The organism is Bacillus basilensis (assembly GCF_050630465.1).
GTDB classification, from domain to species: domain Bacteria; phylum Bacillota; class Bacilli; order Bacillales; family Bacillaceae_G; genus Bacillus_A; species Bacillus_A basilensis.
Map to the genome: position 1 here is coordinate 23,644 of NZ_JBNTQO010000010.1, position 20,992 is coordinate 44,635.

A 20,992-nucleotide genomic window follows, 5' to 3' on the forward strand; every position below is an offset into this window, starting at 1 on the left:
GCAATTCTCTTTCGTTCATTAGGAATAAATAACTTGTTTTAACATATAAAGTGCGACACCCCATATGATGAGACCAGAAAATTTATTTAATAATACGATTGTCTTTCCGGTTGAGTCTAGTCTTTTTAGAAATTTCCCCGCTAAAGCTAAGCTTATAAACCAAATCCAAGAAACGATAATAGTTGCAAGTGTGAAAGCCCATTTTTCGTTTCCTATGTATTGGATAGAATTTGTTCCAATTACACCGATTGTATCTAAAATTGCATGTGGGTTTAATAACGAAACCGATGCAGCGAAAAGGATTTGCTTTTTTAAGGGCATACTTTTTTCTTGTTTTACATCGTTGGAAGGGTTACTTCTCCAAATAACAAAGCCCATGTATAGGAGAAAGAAAAATCCAATTATATATAACGAGTTAGTTAGCCAAGAAAAAGTAAGGAGCACAAGGGAGACACCTTGCACCGCTATCAATATGAGTAACGTATCACATATAGAGGCAGTTAATACTACAGGGGCTGCCCTCCAAATATTTGGTTGGCTCGCACCTTGGTTAAAGACGAAAACATTTTGGACTCCTAATGGAATGATAAGGCCAAATGCAAGAATGATACCATGAATAATTGCTTCACTCATTATATTACCTCCTATTTTAATTCGTTATGATAGTGTATATTGTATAGAAGAAATGAAAATTTGTATCCATCCATATGGTTGGGGAGGTTACCAACCAAAAAGAATATAAGGTGATATGATGGAAAGATTCGTTTGGAAACCGAATATGTCTCTAGCGATGCCTCTTTATAAACAAATAGAAACGTATATAAAAGAAAGAATCGTTAATGGAGAATGGACTGTTGGAACGAAATTACCTTCACAAAGAGAATTGGCACATACATTTGGTGTGAATCGAAGCACAATTGTAATGGCTTTCGATGAACTAGTTGCAAAGGGATACATTGAAGGGAATGGCAGAAAAGGAACAATTGTTGTAAATAATAATGAGAATGCTTCAACATACGCACCCCCACCCAATTGGCAGTCTTATGTAGAAACAGGACTTCATTATCCGAATCTGCCTGCTATTCAAGAGATTAATCAAGCTGAATTTTGTCCGCATGTAATTCGTTTAGGAACAGGTGAGCTCGCGCCAAGTCTTTTACCTGAAAAAAAGATGAAAGATATTATGAATAAGCTTTTAGGATCAAAGATGACACTTGGCTATGAAGAGCCGAAAGGAAATCTCTTTTTAAGGGAGAAGATTGCGGACTATTTAAAAGGACATGGTATTTATGTAACTCCTAATTCTATATTAATTGTTTCAGGAGCAATTCAAGCATTGCAACTTATCTCTATGGGGCTTCTTCCAAAAGGGGCATCTATCTTATTAGAAAAACCATCCTATTTATATTCGCTTAATGTTTTTCAATCAGCAGGAATGCGTTTCATTGGAATACCAATGGATGAGAACGGTTTAAAACCATCATATATTACAAAATATAAGAAGCAATTTAATGCATCTATTTTATATACAATCCCGTCTTTTCATAATCCGACGAACTTTAGTATGAATGCGAAGAAACGAATAGAAGTGATGGAAATATGTAATGAAATTGGATTGCCTATTATAGAGGACGCGGTATATCAAGACTTATGGTTTGATGAGCCTGTTTCAAAGCCTTTAAAAGCATTTGATAAAAACGGAATTGTACTACATATCGGGAGTATGTCTAAAGTCATTAGTCCAGGATTAAGAATTGGATGGATTGTTGGATCTGAGCCTGTTATTCAAAGGTTGGCAGACATAAAAATGCAAACAGATTATGGTTCAAGTTCTATTTCTCAGCAAATTGCAGCGGAATGGTTTGCGGATGGATTGTATGATGAACATTTACAGTTTGTAAGAACTAAGTTGAAAAAAAGTAGAGATTTTATGTTGCAAATGTTAGAGAAATATTGTCGTGATATAGCAACATGGTATGAACCGACAGGTGGTTTTTATATTTGGTTACATATGAATGTACCCGTTTCAAACCGTAGCTTATTTGACAAAGCTTTGAAAGAAAAGATTTTATTAAATCCAGGTACTTTGTATGATAGAAGTGCAAATCAATTTTTGCGCCTATCCTATTCATACGCAACGTTAGAAGAAATTGAAATAGGTATAAAAAAACTTGCACAATTAATGAAAAAGTAAGAGGAGAAAGTAATGAAACAATATGTAATTTGCCAAATCATCAATGGAGAAAAATATTTAGCTGCTTATGCGGAGACGAAGCAAGAGGCAATTGAAAAAGCGGAATTGTTAGGATTACGAACAGGAAATCGATACACAGTTATTACTGCGGAGGAAGCTGAAGGGTTAACGTATCCGTAACCAACGTATAATAAATTATACAGGAAGTAAATAAGCCTAGTAATATATAATATTACTAGGCTTATTTTTTTTGAAAGCGTTACGTGTTCTCGTATGAAAAATAATATTATTATGAGTCAAGTTGACGGAAATACCGATTTGTTTTTCGGTCCTGATTTCCGTTTCTATATTCATCAATATATTGTCTGAAGTTCCACGATTGTAAAAACTTATTTGCGGCGTTATAACCAGAATTGTAAAGCCAATCTTTTTCTTCCTTTGTTAACTCAAAGTTTGTATTAGTAATGGACCCTGTTGGAATTGTAATTGTCCTTGCTTTTGATTCTTTGTCTAAATGACGTAAATCATGGGCTTGCATCATTGTTTTAAATAGTCCTTTGAACATGGAGATAGGCTCATTATAGTGGGCAGGGTCAGCTTGGATCTCATCTTTTACGAAATGAAATCCAAAAGTCGGCCAGCGAGGAGAGGTAGGTGAGTCGAAAATCCAAATTGGATAATTGCTTAAAATCCCTCCATCAACCATATAACAAGGTTGCTTCCATTTAGGGGTTCTCCATTTTACTGGTTCAAAAAAGAAGGGGATTGTACTACTCATTCTTACAGCTTTAGCAATAGAGAAGCGATAATTTAAAAATCCGTAGTTCGGTAAGTCATCAGGAAAGATAACCATTTTACCATTACTTATATCAGAAGCGATAATTTTAAGCTTATTTAAATCAGGTAAATCTGTAAATAAGTGAACTCCTTTTTTTCGAAGCAATTCTTCAATCCATTCTTCTATAAAAATATTAGAGTAAATACCAAGAGTAGTCCATGCGCTTAATCCTTTTCCGATAAACGGGATTCTGTCAATGAAGGTTCTCTTCGTAAATTTATTATAATCAATACCAGTTATAATCGTTTTTAACTCTGAACAAGAATATCCTGCTGCTAGGAGCGCAGCAATAATGGAACCAGCTGATGTTCCAGCTACACGCTCCCATTCATAGCCTTTTTCAGCTAACGCGCAAATTGCTCCTACATGCGCAATTCCGCGTACACCGCCTCCTTCAAAAACACCATCAATCTTCATTAATCATACTTCCTTTCGAATAAAAAATTTGAAAATGGCAAAAAAGCACGTATTGTACGTGCTTTTTTACAATAGTTTTTAAATTTACTAGCAGCCTACAAAGCCACCCCAACAGCTAGCTCCGATGATGATTAGAAGGATAAATAAAACGATTAATAAAGCGAAACCTCCATAACCACAACCACCGCCACCACCGTATCCGTAACCACAGCAACTATATCCGTAACCCATGTGGAATGCCTCCTTAAATTAAAAATAAAAATGAACGAGGGGAAAATGTACTGGAAGAAATAATGAACTATCGTGTTTGTAGGAACAATGTATACTATGCTTTTTTAAACTTGTTCGCGTATGGAGGAAGAGCCCGTTTTTTTGAAGGCTTGTTGTTTTTACAAAGAATGGAGTATAATTTTTGTGCGATGATACAAATAAGTATGTAAATATAAGGAGAATTTATGAATAAACAAATTGAAGTATTAATTGATAAATATGGGCTGACACATTTAAAAGAGGAACTTATTAATACTGTATTTCCTTGTATAAAAGTTGTGCCAAAGCAGGAGGAAACCGTTACGATAGGTAATTCAAAAATGGGAGGAGTTCCTGATTTACCAGCTGCATTTGAATACCCAACGCATAAAGGAAATCCGTTACAGTTTATCGCTCAATTTAATTTAAATGATTTACAAAATGTTGGTATAGATCACAATCTACCTAAGACAGGAATGTTATACTTTTTCAGCATTGAAAATTACTTTGAAGAAGACGTGAATCCAACTGAAGCGGGGCGTGTACTTTATTATGATGTTCCTGTAGAGCAGTTACGAAGAGCAGATGAATGGCAAACGAATTATAACCAGTGTGCAACTACTTTTGAACTAACGTATAAATTGCCAGAGCTTTTCATTGAAGATGAGGCTGATTCAGATCGTTTCTTGCAATTACTTGAAGAGCTAATTCCAGATAACTACGATAACCATCAAATGTTTGGTGAGCCATTCTCTGTACAAGATGAGGTATTGTACGAGACTGGACAATATATGGACATAGATCCGCAGCAAATGACGCTTTTATTCCAAATTGATTCAGATACTAAAAATTGTAATATGATGTGGGGAGATTTAGGGATGCTTTATTTCTGTATAGGAAATGAAGACTTGAAAAATCGACGTTTTGAAAATGTATGTTGTGTATTACAAACTTGTTAATGAAGAAGGTTGTTCTTGTAAAAAGAACAACCTTTTTACAATGTTAAATATGCATAATCTCATATGACCTATACGAAAAAGTATTGTATACTCTGAAACTATACGATACTTTTTCGTATAGTTATAGAATGTAAGGAGTGACATGATGGGAAAGACAAGTAAGTATGTGACAGCTGCCGCACTTTGTTCAACTATAGTAATGGGGGGCTTACACGCGTCATCGGTATCTTATGCAGCTACGAATCCAACTGTAGCGACATCACAATCAGATGCAAAATTGTTAAATGATTTCAAAAAAGAATTAAAAAAACAGATTGATAATCGAGAAGAAAATATTACAATCGCATATAAAACAAAAGATAGAAATGCTAGAAATATTATGGATCAATTGTATGGGGAGTTTAATAAAATTGTAGATGCAGATGAGTATGTAAAATATAATGTAGCTTCTACTAGATATTCTATTAAAGGGTTACCAGGAAACTATACGTTTACACTGCAAGTGAAGTACCGTGAATCAAAAGAGCAAACACAATATGTAAAATCTCAGGCAAAAGCAATTATCGGCTCGATTGTAAAACCAGGAATGGATGAGCATGAGAAAGTAAAAGCGATTCATGATTACGTTGTAAAACATGTATCGTATGACACGTCTTATCAAGCATATACAGCATATGAAGCGTTAGCGAATCGCTCTGCTGTTTGCCAAGGTTATACGTTATTAACATATGAATTGCTAAAAGAAGCGGGTATCCAAAATCATATTGTAACAGGCACAGGAAATGGACAAGCTCATGCATGGAATTTGGTGAACATTGAAAACAAATGGTATCATCTTGATACGACTTTCGATGATCCAGTACCAGATAAAGCTGGGCGCGTAACATATTCATATTTTAATATGACTGATGAGCAATTAAGTAAAGATCACGACTGGGATCGTAGTAAATATCCAGCAGCAACTACAAGTTACTTTAATGAATTAACAAACAAAATAAAAGCTGGTAGTTCAAAAACTGCAGCATATGAGCAAATGTTAAAAGAAACAAATTTGAAATATTTGTCTGCACAATACGGAGCAGACAATTACAGTGAATTTAAGAAAAAATTACAGCAACAATTCGCTTCTAAGCCAGAAAAGGTAGAAGTGCGATATAAGCAGTCTATGGATGGAACAATGCAAGATATAAAGAAAGTGTTAAATGAAATAAATTGGCCAAAAGGTGCAAAGCGTGTATCTTATCAAGTAGCACCATATAGTGCAATGGCAGATTATTCATTAGCGACAATTACATTTACGTATTAATCGGTGAAAGAGAGCATCTGTAAAGGATGCTCTTTTTCTTATGTATTACCCTAAAAATCAGAATTGTATGATAAAATAAAAGGAGGAAGGATGTGGAATCTGAATGAATTTGTTCGAGAGTAATATTTTTACATTGATATATACTTGTTTAGTAATCGGACTTATCGTTTTGTTTTTCCTATCATTTACTTTGTTCATTAAAAGAGTATTGCAAAACAGCGCTGCAAAAAAACAACATTTGATTAATATGACCGAGAAGCTAGATCGAATTATCGAATTGCTTGAAAAAGATAAGAAATAGCGACAGAAGATATATGAAAAGGAGAAGGGGATGGCTAATTATATAAAAGAATTACGTGAAAAAGTAGGACACGACTGTGTTCTCATAAACTTTGCGGGTGGTTGCGTATTGAATGAGCATGGAGAAATATTGCTGCAAAAAAGAGGTGATTTTCACGCTTGGGGATTTCCTGGTGGTGCAATGGAAATCGGAGAATCTGCCGCAGAAACTGCGATTCGAGAAATAAAAGAAGAAACAGGTTATGATGTAGAAATAAATGAGCTTATCGGGGTATATACAAAATATTTTCAATCATATCCAAATGGAGACAGAGCCCAGTCAATTTTAATATTCTTTTCATGCTCAATTACCGGAGGAGAGAAAAAAGTAGACGGTGATGAAACATTGGATTTGAAGTTTTTCCCGCTAAACAAAATGCCACCATTGTTTAATCAACAACATGAGGATTGTTTGCAGGATTTAATAGAGAAAAGAGTAGGAATGTATCGCTAACATATAAAAAAGAAGCTAATCTTATTAGCTTCTTTTTTATATGTTATTTATTTCCACCAATCATCAAACATTGAAGCTGGTACGTGTCTTTTATGTTCGCTCACTGTGTAACGTTTTTCAATTTTTTCTGCAACGTCAGCTGGAACTGCTTTACCTTCTAAATAGTCATCAAGTTGATCATACGTAATACCTAACTCTGTTTCATCAGCTTGACCTGGTTTTTCATCTAATAAATCAGCTGTTGGCATTTTTAAGTAAAGTCGCTCGTCCGCACCTAATTCTTGTAATAGAGCGCGTCCTTGGCGTTTCGTTAATCCTGTTAATGGTAATAGGTCTGCGCCACCATCTCCGAATTTTGTAAAGAATCCTGTTACAGCTTCTGCAGCGTGATCTGTTCCGATAACAAGGAGCCCTTTTTGTCCACCGATTGCATATTGTGTAACCATGCGGATACGTGCTTTCACGTTACCTTTATTGAAATCAGTTAATGATTCACCTAATAAGTTTTCGTATTGATTTGAAAAAGTATCAACTGTTGAAGCGATATCAAATGCAACAGATTGATCCGCTTGAATAAATTGTAATGCTAATTGCGCATCATCTTCATCTTTTTGCACTTTATAAGGAAGGCGCACGGCGATAAACGTTGCTTTGCCACCTTCATTACGAATTTCCTCAACTGCAAGCTGAGCTAAACGTCCAGCTAATGTAGAGTCTTGTCCGCCACTAATTCCAAGTACAAACCCTTTTGCACCTGTTTTTTTCACATAATCTTTTAAGAAATCAACACGTTTACGGATTTCTGCTTTCGGATCAATTACAGGCTGAACATGTAATGCTTTCATAATCTGTTCTTGTAATGTCATTATGTTTTCCTCCTATTCATATTAAAGCGGTAAATAAGTTTATATGTATATTGGTACATACTTCTATCCTTTATTATTTCGCAAAACTAACGAATATACAATAGGATACGTGTATGAATATGAATGTAGTCATTATAATGAAACTGCTTCGTTTAAGCAATTTTTTTGGAACCTTTCAATAATGTAAGGTTTTTGTCATTTGAATCGATGGAAGGTATTTCCGGACTTTACTAATATAAGAACATAGTTAGTAGAAGGGCGGAGAAGTAATATGAACATTAGAGAACTCGCATATCGGAATGTCACGCGAAATAGACGAACATATTCAGCGTATTTTTTAAGTAGCGCATTTGCTATTATGGCCTTTTTTGTGTATTCATTTTTTGCGTTTCATCCAGCCTTAAGTGCTGGGAAATTGGGAAAATATGTGTTCGTAAGTATGTCTTTTGCACAGTCCATTATTTACTTATTCACATTTTTCTTTATTTTATATTCGATGGGAATGTTTTTAAAAACGAGAAAGCGTGAATTAGGAATTTTAATGATGTTAGGTATGACGAAATATCAATTAAAGCGTCTTATCTTTTTTGAAAATATTATGATCGGGATAGGGGCAATTATTTTTGGGATTCTTGCAGGAATGTTATTTTCTGGAATATTAATATTTGTAGCGCCAATGATATTAAAGTTAGATATTTCCTTAGCTTATTACATACCAATGAAAGCCATTGTTGTAACGAGTATTATGTTTTTCGTATTATTTATGATTATTTCATTGTTTAGTGCAGGAATGATCCGGAAGAATAAAATTATGAAATTGTTTAGAGGATCAGCAGAAGCGAAGCCGGAACCGAAAGCATCCATTATTTCTTCTATATTAGCAGTCATATTACTTAGTGCGGGATATGCAGGAGCGCTTATGTCACACGGTGCAATGGTATTTATCATGATGATTCCAGTTACAACGGTAGTCATTATTGGTACGTATTTGCTGTACAAGCAGTTGAGTGTATTTATTATTAGACTATGTAAAAAAAGTAAACGTTTCTATTGGACACAGACAAATATTATTACTTTGTCAGATTTAGCTTACCGTATGAGAGATAACGCAAGAATGTTTTTTATTGTAACCATAATTTCAACTGTAGCATTTTCAGCAATAGGTACATTAGTTGGCTTTACATCAATGACAAAGACGATTATGGAGAGACCAATTGCGTTTCACTATCATTCTAAGCAAGGAAATAGTAATGAATTACAGCATATAAAAATGATTGACGACGGATTAAAGAAACATAGTATAACAGTTTCAAAAACTAATATTTCGACGAAGAAAACGGAGGAGCAGTCGTTAAAAAGCGCCACATTTATAAAAGAATCAGACTATAAGGAATATGCAAAGTTAACAGGAGAACCCTTTAATGCGGTATCAAAAAAAGAAGTTTTATTTTTGTCAGTCGATATACCAGGACCACCGATGAAAGAAAGAAAAGAAATTACTTTGTCACATTTGAATGAACCTTTAAAAGTGAAAAAATTTAATACTTCCTCATTAAGTAAAATAATAAGAGGTAACGTTTATGTAATCTCTAACAATCAGTATGATGCATTACAAGATGGATTTAAAGAGGAAAAAGATTATGTGTACAAAACAGAAGGAACGAAAGATGAAATTGAGGTTGGTAAAGAACTTACTAATCAGATGAAGCCTTATGAAGAACATGCAACGTTTAGTGCAGAAGAGTATGAACAAAACCAAAGTTTACAAATCGCAGGACCAATTCTATTTGTAGGTTTCTTTATTGGTATTGTATTTTTCGTATGTGCAGGAAGCTTCCTTTATTTCCGTTTGTTTTCTGATTTGGAGGATGATACTCGTTTGTTTGAAATGATTCGAAAAGTAGGCTTAACGAGTGGGGAATTATCGAAAGTGGTTACAATTCGATTGGCACTTTTATTCTTCGTTCCAATAGGTGTTGCAACATTACACGGAGCAGTAGCATTAACTGCATTAGGACAGATGTTTGAGTACTCACTATTTAAAGAAAATGCAATTGTATTAAGTATTTTCGTAGGAATTCAAATTGTATATTTCTTACTGATACGATCTCGTTATTTAAAACAATTGAAAGAGCGATTATGTATTCGTTAAATGTGTTTTTTTAACTTGAGTACAAAAAATTCTAAAAAGAGGCAGGTATTACCAAAAAGTGATAAAATGGAAAGAGCGAGGTGGAAAAATAATAGAAAGTAAGGAGGGAATAATATGAAAGCAACAGGAATTATTCGAAAAGTAGACGAATTAGGACGAATTGTTATTCCTAAAGAGTTACGAGAAGTATTAGGAATCCAAATCAAATCACCACTTGAAATTTTCGTAGAAGAAGATAAAGTCATTTTACAAAAATATCAACCTTACAATGCTTGTCAAATAACAGGTGATGTTTCAGATAAAAACATATCATTAGCAAATGGGAATATTACTGTTAGTATAGATGGAGCGAAACACTTAATAAAAGAAATAGAGAAGTTTTTAAACAAGAGTGAGGCTTAGTCTTAATTTATATTATTTTTAAAATTTCATATCATTCTTGAAAAACTATAAAAGGACCAATTTAATGGTCCTTTTATTTTTATTTATTATTGGTTGAACCAATCGGATTTTTGTTACCTAAAAATTACGAGATAAATAAAAAGAGTAATATAGAGTTAGTAAGCATTATTGAGAAATATTTTGAAGGAAGGAAAACGAAACGAATAAAACGAATGTTACATTTAAGTGTTTCTTATAGTGGTCTGAAATGAAAATAATATATTTTCAGGGGGGATTACGATGAACAGTAGTACAGCGAATAAACAAAAAGGTATACAATTGATTCCTTTTACTGTAAATAAGGTGGTTGAACAAGTAAATGAAATTCCACCAGGTGTACAACTCATTCATGCTCCGCAAGTATGGGAGAAGAGTGCGCAAGGAAAAGATATTGTTGTTGCCGTATTAGATACAGGATGTGATATGAACCATATAGATTTAAAGGATCGTATTATCGGTGGAAGAAATTTCACGAAAGATTACGAAGGGGATCCGAATATTTATCTTGATAATAACGGACACGGTACTCATGTAGCGGGGACAATTGCAGCGACTGAAAATGGTGTCGGTGTTTTAGGAGTCGCACCACTTGCTAAAATGTTAGTATTAAAGGTTTTAGCTGGAGATGGTTCTGGGAGTTATGAACAAATTATTGAGGCGATTCATTATGCTGTAAATTGGAGAGGGCCTAATAAAGAAAAAGTTAGAGTTATTTCAATGTCACTTGGTGGCCCGGAAGACGTTCCAGAATTACATGAAGCAATTCAAAATGCGGTAAAGCAAGATGTTCTTGTTGTATGTGCTGCTGGTAATAATGGGGATTGTAATGATAATACGGAGGAACTAGATTTCCCAGGTGCCTATTCCGAAGTAATCGAAGTTGGCGCTGTCAATTTAGAGCGGAAAATCGCATGTTTTAGTAATTCAAATCAAGAAATTGATTTAGTGGCGCCAGGCGATGAAATATTATCTACGTATCCTGAGGGGAAATATGCGGTATTAAGTGGAACTTCTATGGCGACACCGCATGTCGCTGGAGCGCTAGCATTGCTTATAAAGCAGTGTGAGAGGGAATATGGTAGAAAATTATCAGAGCCAGAAATATATGCACAACTTATTAAAAGAACTATACCTTTAGGATATGAACGTACATCTGAAGGGAATGGATTAATAGATTTATTAAAAGAATAGAAAATACTAAAAAAACATCTCATATGAATATGAGATGTTTTTTAGTATGGTTCTGTCGCATGTGTTACGACGTTTAATAAACCCGGGAATCTAGCATGTAAGTCATCTTCACGAATTGAAATGAAACGTTGAGTTCCTTCAAGGCGTGTATACATAACACCGGATTCACGTAAAACTTTGAAATGGTGAGATAAAGTTGATTTCGCAATCGGAATGTTTAACGAACCACAAGATTGTTCATTTTTCTCTAGTAGCATAGTTACAATTTGTAAACGAATTTGATCGCTAAGTGCGTATAAGACAGAAGAGAATTGAATTTCTTCTCGATTTGGATGATAGAGAGTACGCATTTTTTCACCTGCTTGTATAAGTTAATATATTTGCACTATAACATAGAAATATAGGGGGAGAAAAAATGAAGTATACAAAATTGCAAAAGGCAGGACTAAATATTTCAAAGTTGGGGTTAGGAACAAACGCTATTGGGGGACATAATTTATATGCTGATGTGAACGAGGAAGAAGGGAAACGATTAATAGAAGAAGCTATCCAGCAAGGGATTACCTTTTTTGATACAGCAGATTCATACGGTTTCGGTAGATCAGAAGAATTAGTAGGAGAAGTATTAAAAGGAAAACGCCACGAAGTTGTACTTGCTACAAAAGGTGGAATACAGCCGTTATTAAATGGAGGGGTTTATATTAATAATGAACCAAGCTATTTAAGAAATGCTGTAGAAAATAGTTTAAGAAGATTACAAACTGATTATATTGATTTATATTATTTACATTTTACAAATCCAGAAATAAGTTACATAGATTCGATTGGTGAGCTTACTCGTCTAAAAGAAGAAGGGAAAATTCGTTCAATAGGAATATCAAACATAAACCTAGAGCAATTAAAGGAAGCGAATCAACACGGACAGATAGATGTTGTACAATCACCCTATAATATGTTGGATCGTGCTGCTGGGGAAGAACTTTTGCCGTATTGTATAGAATCAGGTATTTCATTTATTCCGTACGGACCTCTTGCCTTTGGGATACTAGGTGGAAAATATACAGAAGATTTTAAACTAAGTGAAGGTGATTGGCGTCAAAGTGTAAATCTATTTGAAGAAAATACATATAAGAGTAACTTTAAGAAAGTTGAAAAGTTAAAAGGCTTAGCTAAAGAAAAGGATCTCGAAGTATCGCATTTAGCTTTAGCGTGGTTATTAAACAAAAAAGGAATTGATACTGTTATTCCTGGTGGGAAACGAGCGGAGCAAATAAAAGAAAGTGTAAGAGCGGTGGAAGTTTCATTGAATGAAAAGGTTATAAAAGAGATTGAATCTATTTTAGAAGATTAATTGAAAGGAGGGATATTTCCCTCTTTTTATATAAAAGGAGAAGATTTAAATGAAAAGAGTACTAGCTGTATTCTTTACAATCATGTTTATGATCGGTACAGATAATTTCTTAATTTCACCACTTTTACCGACTTTACAACAGGTGTATCATATTTCAACTGAGTTGTCAGGGTGGATGGTGAGTTCATATGCTTTAGGATACGCTGGATTTGCGCTTATCACTGGTCCTATATCAGATGGCTTAAACAGAAAAAAAGTGATGGTAATAGGAATGAGTTTTTTTGCGTTAAGTACGTTTTTATGTGGAATTGCACCGAGTTTTCTATGGATGCTAGCATTTAGATTTTTAGCAGGTGTGAGTGCAGCCTTTGTATCTCCACAAGTGTGGGCATCTATTCCGCTCCTAATAGAGAAGAAGCAAATTGTAAAAGCAATTGGAATTGCAACAGCAGGGCTATCAATCGCCCAAATTTTAGGGCTGCCAATTGGAGCATATTTAGCAACGACACATTATACAACACCATTCTTCGTCATTGGTATATTATCAGCACTACTTGTCGTTCTTATTTATGTAGTATTACCAGAAATACAACCGGTTCACATAGGTGGAAATAAAACAAACATTTTAAAACGCTATAAACAATTACTTACAGATTCAAAGGCTTCATTATCTTATTTTGCATATTTTGTTTTTTAAACTGGTAATTTTGCTGCATTTTCATTCTTTGGTGTGTGGCTTTCCAGTCAATTTGGCTTACAAGTTCATGAAGTAGGTACAGCTATGCTCGTATTAGGATTAGGAAATTTAACTGGGAATATTTTTGGTCCTAGAATCGTAAATAAAATTGGTTATAACCTTTCTTTCTATGGCGGCATTATATTTATAGCAGTGCTATATGTATTACTTCCTCATATAAAGAACATTATATTTGTGGAGTTATTATTTTTTGTTTTATTTTTTGTGACAGGAATTTTGTTTGTATTGATGATGAGGCACTTACAAAACATGTCTATTGTAGCAAGAGGAACAGGAGCAGCTCTTGCTAATGCTTCGATGTATATTGGTCAAATGATAGGAGCGGCAATAGCAGGACTGCTATTTGCGGCATCTCACAATTTTATATTTGTAGGTAGTTTTACTGCTTTCCTATATGTAGTCGCTTTATTATTGTTTAGAAAAAGTGAAAAACTTACTGGAAATCGTGAAACAGGAATTGCTTCATAAAGCCTGTTCAAATAAAAAATAGCTGTATTTCTTCGGTTGAGGTGACATCAAATAAAACGAGTACAAGAAGTGCGGTTAGTGTAGCAATGAAAACTTCAGTTGAAAACCAAATATGAAATATATTAAATCAATATTAGAAGAGTAATAATACAAGAAGTAGTTTTTAAGTGCAGAAGCTACAGAAAGTAGAGAAATAGTGTATAGGCATTGTAACAAAGCTATGGAGAATCAAAAAATAAAAATCCCTACAGAGATAGGGATTTATATATCGGCATATAGTTCCTTGGAAAGGATGTACTAAGTATAACATATAGGACTACTTATATTTGTGAAGTAGATGTGAAAGTAATGTGAAAAATGTTGAAAAAAACACTATTTAAATAGAGAATAATGTAGATAAGAGTATGGATTTTGCATAAATATTATGTTATATTTTTACTTATATGTTAAATATTACATATTTTTATATTGTTGGGGATAAAAGGGAGAGATTTAAATGCAATGGTATTTGAACGCTCTAAAGAATTATGGGAATTTTAGTGGTAGAGCTACGCGAAAAGAGTACTGGATTTTTAGTCTATCCAATATCGTAATTTTTTGGCTACTTTTGTTTTTATCATCATTTTCAGAGGTTTTGGTTGCTATTATTGCATTGCTATTTATGTTAGTAATGATTATACCAAGCTTTTCGGTTGGAGCACGTCGGTTACATGATATTGGGAAAACAGGATGGTGGCAACTACTAAATTTTGTACCATTTGGTAGCGTTGTTTTACTTGTATTTTTCATCATTGAAAGTGAAGAAAATGACAATCAATACGGACCAAATCCGCATACAAAGTTAAAAGAAGCGATTTAATAAACTAATTTCGTATATAGCATTACTAGTTCAACAAATTTTGCTTAATATATCTATTCTTAAAATGTTTTACATGAGGTTATATTATTAGGTTGATCTAAGCCAATATGAATTTTGGATCAGTAAAAATGGGAAGAATAAAGGTAGAGTGAAAGTATCATGGTAAGAAAAAATTTCTAAATAAAAAGCACTGTTTTAGCTAATTAACTAAAACAGTGCTTTTCTTTTTGATTGAACAGTTGCTGCATTTTCATCATGTATGCCTGCATCTTTAATAATTCGTTGTTTTGCTTTATTTAATAGATGGTTTACTGCTTCTCCAAAATAGTTAGCTTCGCTTTTCGTGCGGGCTTCTCGTAAACATTTATAGTTTTCTAGCAGTTCCTCTTTTTCAGTGTCTGTTAAGAAATCTTCTATTTTCTTTTTTGTCATACGAAACACCCTTTCTTCTGACAAACGACGCAATAGAAAATATTTATTATTTATTATAGCAATAATTTTTAAAAAAAGTATAGACTAACGTCGTAATAATTTGTCAATTTCTTGAATCTTCTCATCAGCTTTCCCAATTTGTGTATTTTTAGCCTGCTCACCACCAAGCGCTTGGTGCAGTAAGAAAGTCTGACCGGAAATAGCAGTCACAATGGATACTTTAATAATTTCTTTTATTAAGGTGACATCGAATAGAACGAGTCCAAGAAGTGCAGCTAGGCTACCAGTGAAAATATCAGTCAAAAACCCAAAGTGAAAAAAAGTTTTCAAACGGCGTGGAAGCAATAACTTGCCTTGGTTATTGATAAGATGGGAAACGAAACCAGTAATGCCACCAACGAGAATAGCAGTTAGCCATTGATACATTTCCATCGAATCCACTCCTTTTAGTGAATAAGATTCGATTTTTTTATATTGATTCCTTTTAATATTTCATAGAAGCATATTGAGAAAGTTTGTTTGGGTTTATTATGTATTCAATTTAATTATAACAGAAAAATCTGATATATATGAGTCTATTATATGACGCAGTTATTCCTTAATATGAATGTAGAAAGGGGTGCGTGATATGAATATAGATTTCCGAATAAGAAGTGTGGATGGTTATACAAAAAATATAGGGGAATTAGTAAGCATGCTGGAGTACACGAGGGCTGTAACATTACAGGAAATAAACGATCTGTCAGTTGAGCAATTAGATTTAATGATACCGAGTGGAGGGAATTCCATTGGAGCGTTACTAAAGCATATAGCAGCTATAGAAAAAGCTCACCAACTTATTTCATTTCAAGAGCGTGACTTTACTAAAGAAGAATTAGAAATATGGGAAGACGCACTGTATTTAGGGGAAGTGGGGAGAACAATCCGTGGTCATGAAATAAAGTATTATGTACAACTTCTACAAAGTGTCCGAGAAGAATCTTTGAAGTATTTGAGTGAACAAGATGATGAGTGGCTTAAGTCAGAAAGAAAGTGGCCTAACGGTGTAGCATATAACCAGCACTATCTGTGGTTTCATGTGCTAGAAGATGAGATTAATCACCGTGGACAAATTAGAATGATGAAAAATAAATTGTTTGAAAATTACGTTAAATAAGGTAGCTTTTTGTATAGATATTCCATATAATGAGAGTAATTAAAATAAGAACGGGGTGATGTATTATGGCGAAAATAGCTTATATGAATAATAAACCAAATACAAAGGTGGATGGAAAGGGCGAGACTATATAAGGGAGCGCACGATCCTTCCGCTTAGCTTAAACTAGGGAGGATATCAATTTGAATCAAAATATTTTAGAATCGTTCGGCTGGGATTCTTTTTTTGAGGAACAAGCTGTAGAGAACTTTGAAGTAGGGCGTATTTTACTTGAGCATAAGCATATATATCGAATTATTTGCAATGATGGTGAATATATGGCAGAGCTGTCTGGTAAGTTTCGGCATGAAGCAGTAACGAAGGGTGATTATCCAGCGGTTGGTGATTGGGTGTATATAAAAAAAATAGAGAATGAAAAGAAAGCAATTATTCATCGTATTTTTCCTAGAAGAAGCTCTTTTTCTAGACAAGAGGCTGGTAATCGAACGGGAGAACAAGTAATAGCAGCAAATGTAGATTATCTATTTTTAGTGAATGCACTGAACCATGATTTTAACGTAAGAAGAATGGAGCGCTATTTACTATTAGCGTATGAAAGTGGTGCGCTGCCTGTTATTGTTTTAACAAAGAGTAGCTTATGTGAAGACGTGGAACAGAAAATCGTTGAAACGGAAGCTGTAGCAATTGGTGTTCCAATCTTCGTCGTTGATAGTTTAGAGCATACTGGGATTGGATCGTTGCAGCAATTTGTTGCTTCAGGAAAAACAATTGCTTTAGTCGGTTCATCTGGGGTTGGAAAATCCACTTTATTAAATGCACTCATAGGAATTGAAGTAGCAAAAATGGGAGATATTCGTGAGGAAGATAGTAAAGGAAGACATACGACAACGCATCGTGAATTGTTCCGATTACCGAGTGGTGGTTTAGTTATTGATACACCAGGCATGAGGGAACTACAACTTTGGGAAGGAAGCGATGCGATTCAAACAACATTTTCTGATATTGAAGAACTAGCAAAAACGTGCCGTTTTAGGGACTGTAAGCATGAAAATGAGCCAGGGTGTGCAGTGCATAATGCAATTGATAACGGAATTATTACGATAAATCGTTTGCAGAGCTATAAAAAATTACAAAAAGAACTGGCGTATTTTATGAGAAAACAAGATGCTATTCTTGCAAGAGCAGAGCGTGATAAGTGGAAAAAGATTACTAAACAGCATAAAAAAATGTAAAAAGCCAAAGGGGGATTCCCTTTGGCTTTTTACATTTGTAAATTTTATAATAATATTATTCATATATATGGACAAAGGGAAATTATTTGTTTAAACTTTACAAAGTATTCATCATAATAGGTTATGAAAATAATAATTAGGGAATGGGAAATATTTATAGTTCACTAAATTTAACTTTTGAAATTGAAAAGCAGGAGGTTTGTAATGGGTAGACTATTAAATTGGTTTCGTGATATGAAAGTAGCAAAAAAACTACTAATTTCATTTTTCGTCATTTTAATTGCGGCTGTTTCTATTATCGGAGGCATGTCTTATCAAACAGCTAAAAAGAATTTTGAATCACAAATTACGAGTAGTGCTAACGACAATATAAAAATACTGGATAATTTAATCAATCAAATGATTGATGCGAAATTTAATGACGTGAATAGTTTTGCACGGGTGATTCAAGGGAATATGTATCAAAGCGATAGTCATGATGAATTAAGGAAAATGTTATCTCAATATATAAATTTAAATAAAGATGTTGAACAAGTATATGTTGCCGGAAATGATAAAAAATTTGTGCAAGAACCAAATATACAAATGGCAGCAGACTATGATCCCACAGAGCGTTCTTGGTATAAAGATGCAGTTGCAAAACAAGGTGGTATTGTCATTACTGAGCCGTATAAGGCGAAAGGAAATGGACATATTGTCGTAACAATTGCAAAACAAACAGAAGATAAAAACGGTGTTGTTGCAGTAGATTTAAGTTTAGATAATTTATTAAAAACAACAAAGTTAATCAATATTGGTAAAAAAGGATATGCTTTCATTTTAGATGGGAAACAAAAAATAATTGCTCATCCACAAGAAAAATCAGGAGATAAGGCAGCTGATTCTTGGGCAAAGAAAATTTACGAAGATAATCATGGTGCTTTTTCTTACTCTTATGGCGGTAGCGAAAAGCAAATGGTATTTGCTACAAATGTAAAAACTGGTTGGAAAATTGGCGGGACGATGTACTCAAATGAAGTAATTGAAGCTGCTCAACCTGTATTTTATAATATGTTAATTGTTATGCTTATCTCATTAGTAGTAGGTGGAACACTTATTTATTTTGTAACACTGTCAATTACGAAGCCTTTAAAGAGATTAGTTGTTACCTCTAAAGAAATCAGTGAAGGGGATTTAACACAAACAATTGAAATTCATTCTAATGATGAAATTGGTCAACTTGCAAAAGGATTTAATGAGATGACAGATGCATTGCGAACGTTAATCGGAAGAATTAATACTTCGGCTGGACATGTTGCAGCAGCATCAGAAGAGCTAACGGCAAGTGTAAGACAGGCCAGCGAAGCGACTGAGCAAATTACAACGGCAATGGATGAAATATCGAGCGGGGCAACAACGCAAACGACAAGTGTAGAAAATGGTGCAATGTTACTATTTGATGTAACGGAAGGAATTCAGCATGTAGCAAATAGTTCATCATCAATTAATACGGCTTCTGCTCATACTCGTGAAAAAGCAGAAGATGGTGGAAAACTGGTCGGAAAAACAGTAAATCAAATGCAGTCTATTGCAGAATCTGTTTCGCAATCAGATGAAGTTATACAGTTATTAAATAATAAATCAAAACAAATTGGTGACATACTAGAAGTAATTCAAAATATCGCAGATCAAACAAATCTTCTAGCTTTGAATGCAGCAATTGAAGCTGCAAGAGCAGGAGAGCACGGAAGAGGATTTGCAATCGTTGCAGATGAAGTACGTAAATTGGCGGAGAAGTCTAGCGTATCTTCTAGTGAAATTAGTAAATTAATATGTGAAATACAAGATGACATGAGTAAGACGGTAAAGTCTATGGGGCATGTAAATGAAGAAGTTCAATCTGGACTTGTTATTGCGAATGAAACGAAGCAAAACTTTACTGAGATTTTACAATCTACAAATGAAATTGCGGATCAAATTAAAACGATGGTTGAAACGGCTAACGGGATGTCAAAAGGTGCAAATGAAGTGTCTATTTCGGTAGGTCAAATTGCAATGACAGCACAGAATAATGCGACGAGTACTCAAAACGTTGCAGCATCGGCAGAAGAACAACTAGCGTCCATCGAAGAGATTAGTTCTGCAGCTGGTACATTATCTCAAATGGCGGAAGAGTTACAAGGGTTAATTGAAAGATTTAAAGTTTAACAGAGGACAGGCTATCTCCAAAATAGCAGTATGCGATTTTGGAGTAGTCTGTTTTTACTATGTAACATGAAATGTGATAGAGAGTATGTTTATGATGTTTAAAGGTATATCATGTATAATATTTGTCGAAAAATAGAGGTATTTGTTAACTTTATGTATAATTATAATCATATAGAATGCAAATAAAGGAGATTATTAATATGGGAGTGTACTGGGGGACCAAAAGACATTCTTGGCTTAGTTATGTCTCATTTTGGTTAAGTATTTCATTTTTTATTGTTTTTCTAATTGAAGTGTTTATTTTAAAAACACTTTCGAATAGTTCGGTGCAAATTGTTAAATATTTTTATTTGATATTTGTACCAGTAAACATCTTTCTTAGTTTAAAGTTACTCTTTAAGAAGAATGAAAAGAAAGCATTACCTATTTTTAGTTTCATTGTATCATTATTATTTACAATTTTAATACTAGTATTAGCATTAGTAGCTACTGGAAAGTTCTTTTAAGGAGAGTGATGTAAGTCACTCTTCTTTTTTGTTGTGAGCAAATAATGAATGGGTACAGGTTTAAAATATAAGGGGGGGGAAGTAATAAAGTAAGCCATATAATAATAAAGACTAAATAAAGTGTTTTATATAGACTTATGAAGCAAATGAATACGGTAAGAATAGCGATATATGGTACAATACATATGGATAGTGATAGAGATAAAGGGTATATAAAATACTCATCGTTTTTTAGTAAGAGAGGGGTTATCTTATGCTATACGAGGATTTGATGACATTATTTCAAACAGCTCCGAAAGAAGAAGGTAGAGGCGGCTGGAAATATATAATCCAGGAACGAAATGATAAATATGAAATTGTTGATGAAATGTTAAAAAATGAAATGAGTGTTGAATTGTATTTTAATGAATATGATGAGGTGAAAATCACTTTATATAAAGATGGAATGCCTATTTCTACTATGCAAAGAATTGCGATTTCAAAAGTTGAATTAGACGAAGAGGAAGAAGGAATTCAATTCGTTTTAGAACGTATGCCTAGTCGGATGATTCGCTTGCAATTAAAGCCATATTTAGCACTCGAAATGGGACCGTACTGGGAAGTTTGTGATGATTGTGAATAAACATAAAAGGAGCATC

The 20,992-nt window shown here is 33.9% G+C and carries 23 protein-coding genes and 1 pseudogene; 17 read left to right on the forward strand and 7 right to left on the reverse strand.

The window, feature by feature from the left end; genetic code table 11:
• Positions 1-18: 18 nt before the first annotated feature.
• Complete coding sequence (locus ACQVV1_RS18495) at positions 19-633, reverse strand: LysE/ArgO family amino acid transporter (RefSeq protein WP_063221724.1); 615 nt, start codon at positions 631-633, stop codon at positions 19-21.
• 118 nt (positions 634-751) lie between these two features.
• On the opposite strand from ACQVV1_RS18495, the gene ACQVV1_RS18500 reads away from it, so the two are divergent.
• Both ACQVV1_RS18500 and ACQVV1_RS18505 read left to right on the forward strand, forming a co-directional pair.
• A complete protein-coding gene (locus ACQVV1_RS18500; protein WP_431169347.1) occupies positions 752-2,194 on the forward strand; it encodes an aminotransferase-like domain-containing protein in 1,443 nt (480 codons plus the stop codon).
• A 12-nt stretch (positions 2,195-2,206) separates the two neighbouring features.
• Positions 2,207-2,374 (forward strand): DUF3933 family protein, encoded by a 168-nt coding sequence (locus ACQVV1_RS18505; protein ID WP_000816383.1) that lies wholly within the window; start codon positions 2,207-2,209, stop codon positions 2,372-2,374.
• 109 nt (positions 2,375-2,483) lie between these two features.
• On the opposite strand, the gene ACQVV1_RS18510 is transcribed toward ACQVV1_RS18505, so the two are convergent.
• Both ACQVV1_RS18510 and ACQVV1_RS18515 read right to left on the reverse strand, forming a co-directional pair.
• Positions 2,484-3,449, reverse strand: coding sequence for a patatin-like phospholipase family protein (locus ACQVV1_RS18510; protein ID WP_431169348.1), 966 nt, complete (start codon positions 3,447-3,449; stop codon positions 2,484-2,486).
• Between the two features lie 87 nt (positions 3,450-3,536).
• Complete coding sequence (locus ACQVV1_RS18515; RefSeq protein WP_000540420.1) at positions 3,537-3,680, reverse strand: YjcZ family sporulation protein; 144 nt, start codon at positions 3,678-3,680, stop codon at positions 3,537-3,539.
• Between the two features lie 224 nt (positions 3,681-3,904).
• Between ACQVV1_RS18515 and ACQVV1_RS18520 the strand changes: the two genes are divergently transcribed.
• The 4 genes from ACQVV1_RS18520 (at position 3,905) to ACQVV1_RS18535 (ending at position 6,756) form a co-directional block, all read left to right on the forward strand.
• Positions 3,905-4,657 carry a YwqG family protein gene (locus ACQVV1_RS18520; protein WP_431169349.1) on the forward strand — a complete coding sequence of 251 codons (753 nt, stop codon included), beginning with the start codon at positions 3,905-3,907 and terminating at the stop codon, positions 4,655-4,657.
• A 145-nt stretch (positions 4,658-4,802) separates the two neighbouring features.
• Positions 4,803-5,963 (forward strand): transglutaminase domain-containing protein, encoded by a 1,161-nt coding sequence (locus ACQVV1_RS18525; protein ID WP_431169350.1) that lies wholly within the window; start codon positions 4,803-4,805, stop codon positions 5,961-5,963.
• Positions 5,964-6,066: 103 nt separating this feature from the next.
• Entirely contained in the window at positions 6,067-6,264 is a 198-nt protein-coding gene (locus ACQVV1_RS18530) for a DUF4083 domain-containing protein (protein WP_242251591.1), read from the forward strand.
• 30 nt (positions 6,265-6,294) lie between these two features.
• Positions 6,295-6,756, forward strand: a complete 462-nt coding sequence (locus ACQVV1_RS18535) for an NUDIX hydrolase (protein ID WP_431169352.1) — start codon at positions 6,295-6,297, stop codon at positions 6,754-6,756.
• 47 nt (positions 6,757-6,803) lie between these two features.
• On the opposite strand, the gene nadE is transcribed toward ACQVV1_RS18535, so the two are convergent.
• Positions 6,804-7,622 (reverse strand): NAD(+) synthase, encoded by an 819-nt coding sequence (gene nadE / locus ACQVV1_RS18540; RefSeq protein ID WP_063222807.1) that lies wholly within the window; start codon positions 7,620-7,622, stop codon positions 6,804-6,806.
• 271 nt (positions 7,623-7,893) lie between these two features.
• Between nadE and ACQVV1_RS18545 the strand changes: the two genes are divergently transcribed.
• The 3 genes from ACQVV1_RS18545 (at position 7,894) to ACQVV1_RS18555 (ending at position 11,406) form a co-directional block, all read left to right on the forward strand.
• Positions 7,894-9,774 (forward strand): FtsX-like permease family protein, encoded by a 1,881-nt coding sequence (locus tag ACQVV1_RS18545; RefSeq protein ID WP_242251594.1) that lies wholly within the window; start codon positions 7,894-7,896, stop codon positions 9,772-9,774.
• 114 nt (positions 9,775-9,888) lie between these two features.
• Positions 9,889-10,176, forward strand: coding sequence for an AbrB/MazE/SpoVT family DNA-binding domain-containing protein (locus ACQVV1_RS18550; RefSeq protein WP_063222805.1), 288 nt, complete (start codon positions 9,889-9,891; stop codon positions 10,174-10,176).
• Positions 10,177-10,455: 279 nt separating this feature from the next.
• On the forward strand, positions 10,456-11,406 hold the full coding sequence (locus ACQVV1_RS18555) for a serine protease (protein WP_242251595.1): 951 nt from the start codon (positions 10,456-10,458) through the stop codon (positions 11,404-11,406).
• Positions 11,407-11,447: 41 nt separating this feature from the next.
• Here the strand turns inward: ACQVV1_RS18555 and ACQVV1_RS18560 are convergent, their stop codons facing one another.
• Positions 11,448-11,756, reverse strand: a complete 309-nt coding sequence (locus tag ACQVV1_RS18560) for an ArsR/SmtB family transcription factor (protein ID WP_242251596.1) — start codon at positions 11,754-11,756, stop codon at positions 11,448-11,450.
• Between the two features lie 65 nt (positions 11,757-11,821).
• Here ACQVV1_RS18560 and ACQVV1_RS18565 point away from each other — a divergent pair, with 65 nt between their 5' ends.
• From ACQVV1_RS18565 to ACQVV1_RS18575, 3 genes and pseudogenes are all read left to right on the forward strand, one after another.
• On the forward strand, positions 11,822-12,757 hold the full coding sequence (locus ACQVV1_RS18565; protein ID WP_242251597.1) for an aldo/keto reductase: 936 nt from the start codon (positions 11,822-11,824) through the stop codon (positions 12,755-12,757).
• A 49-nt stretch (positions 12,758-12,806) separates the two neighbouring features.
• Positions 12,807-13,982 (forward strand): annotated as a pseudogene (locus ACQVV1_RS18570) (MFS transporter).
• A gap of 496 nt (positions 13,983-14,478) precedes the next feature.
• Positions 14,479-14,841: a DUF805 domain-containing protein gene (locus tag ACQVV1_RS18575; RefSeq protein WP_063222800.1), complete on the forward strand. Its 363-nt coding sequence runs from the start codon at positions 14,479-14,481 to the stop codon at positions 14,839-14,841.
• Positions 14,842-15,048: 207 nt separating this feature from the next.
• Here the strand turns inward: ACQVV1_RS18575 and ACQVV1_RS18580 are convergent, their stop codons facing one another.
• Positions 15,049-15,273: a hypothetical protein gene (locus tag ACQVV1_RS18580; RefSeq protein ID WP_000162601.1), complete on the reverse strand. Its 225-nt coding sequence runs from the start codon at positions 15,271-15,273 to the stop codon at positions 15,049-15,051.
• Between the two features lie 84 nt (positions 15,274-15,357).
• Positions 15,358-15,705, reverse strand: a complete 348-nt coding sequence (locus tag ACQVV1_RS18585) for a DUF4257 domain-containing protein (protein WP_000426313.1) — start codon at positions 15,703-15,705, stop codon at positions 15,358-15,360.
• 196 nt (positions 15,706-15,901) lie between these two features.
• Between ACQVV1_RS18585 and ACQVV1_RS18590 the strand changes: the two genes are divergently transcribed.
• The 5 genes from ACQVV1_RS18590 (at position 15,902) to ACQVV1_RS18610 (ending at position 20,976) form a co-directional block, all read left to right on the forward strand.
• On the forward strand, positions 15,902-16,429 hold the full coding sequence (locus tag ACQVV1_RS18590; protein WP_431169353.1) for a DinB family protein: 528 nt from the start codon (positions 15,902-15,904) through the stop codon (positions 16,427-16,429).
• Positions 16,430-16,611: 182 nt separating this feature from the next.
• Positions 16,612-17,661, forward strand: a complete 1,050-nt coding sequence (gene rsgA / locus ACQVV1_RS18595; protein WP_431169354.1) for a ribosome small subunit-dependent GTPase A — start codon at positions 16,612-16,614, stop codon at positions 17,659-17,661.
• A gap of 204 nt (positions 17,662-17,865) precedes the next feature.
• The gene (locus tag ACQVV1_RS18600; RefSeq protein WP_242251601.1) at positions 17,866-19,848 is read left to right on the forward strand and encodes a HAMP domain-containing methyl-accepting chemotaxis protein; all 1,983 of its coding nucleotides are present in this window, start codon (positions 17,866-17,868) and stop codon (positions 19,846-19,848) included.
• Positions 19,849-20,048: 200 nt separating this feature from the next.
• Positions 20,049-20,354 (forward strand): hypothetical protein, encoded by a 306-nt coding sequence (locus ACQVV1_RS18605; RefSeq protein WP_242251603.1) that lies wholly within the window; start codon positions 20,049-20,051, stop codon positions 20,352-20,354.
• Positions 20,355-20,607: 253 nt separating this feature from the next.
• A complete protein-coding gene (locus ACQVV1_RS18610) occupies positions 20,608-20,976 on the forward strand; it encodes a DUF3979 family protein (protein ID WP_048527400.1) in 369 nt (122 codons plus the stop codon).
• The last annotated feature ends 16 nt before the right edge of the window (positions 20,977-20,992 follow it).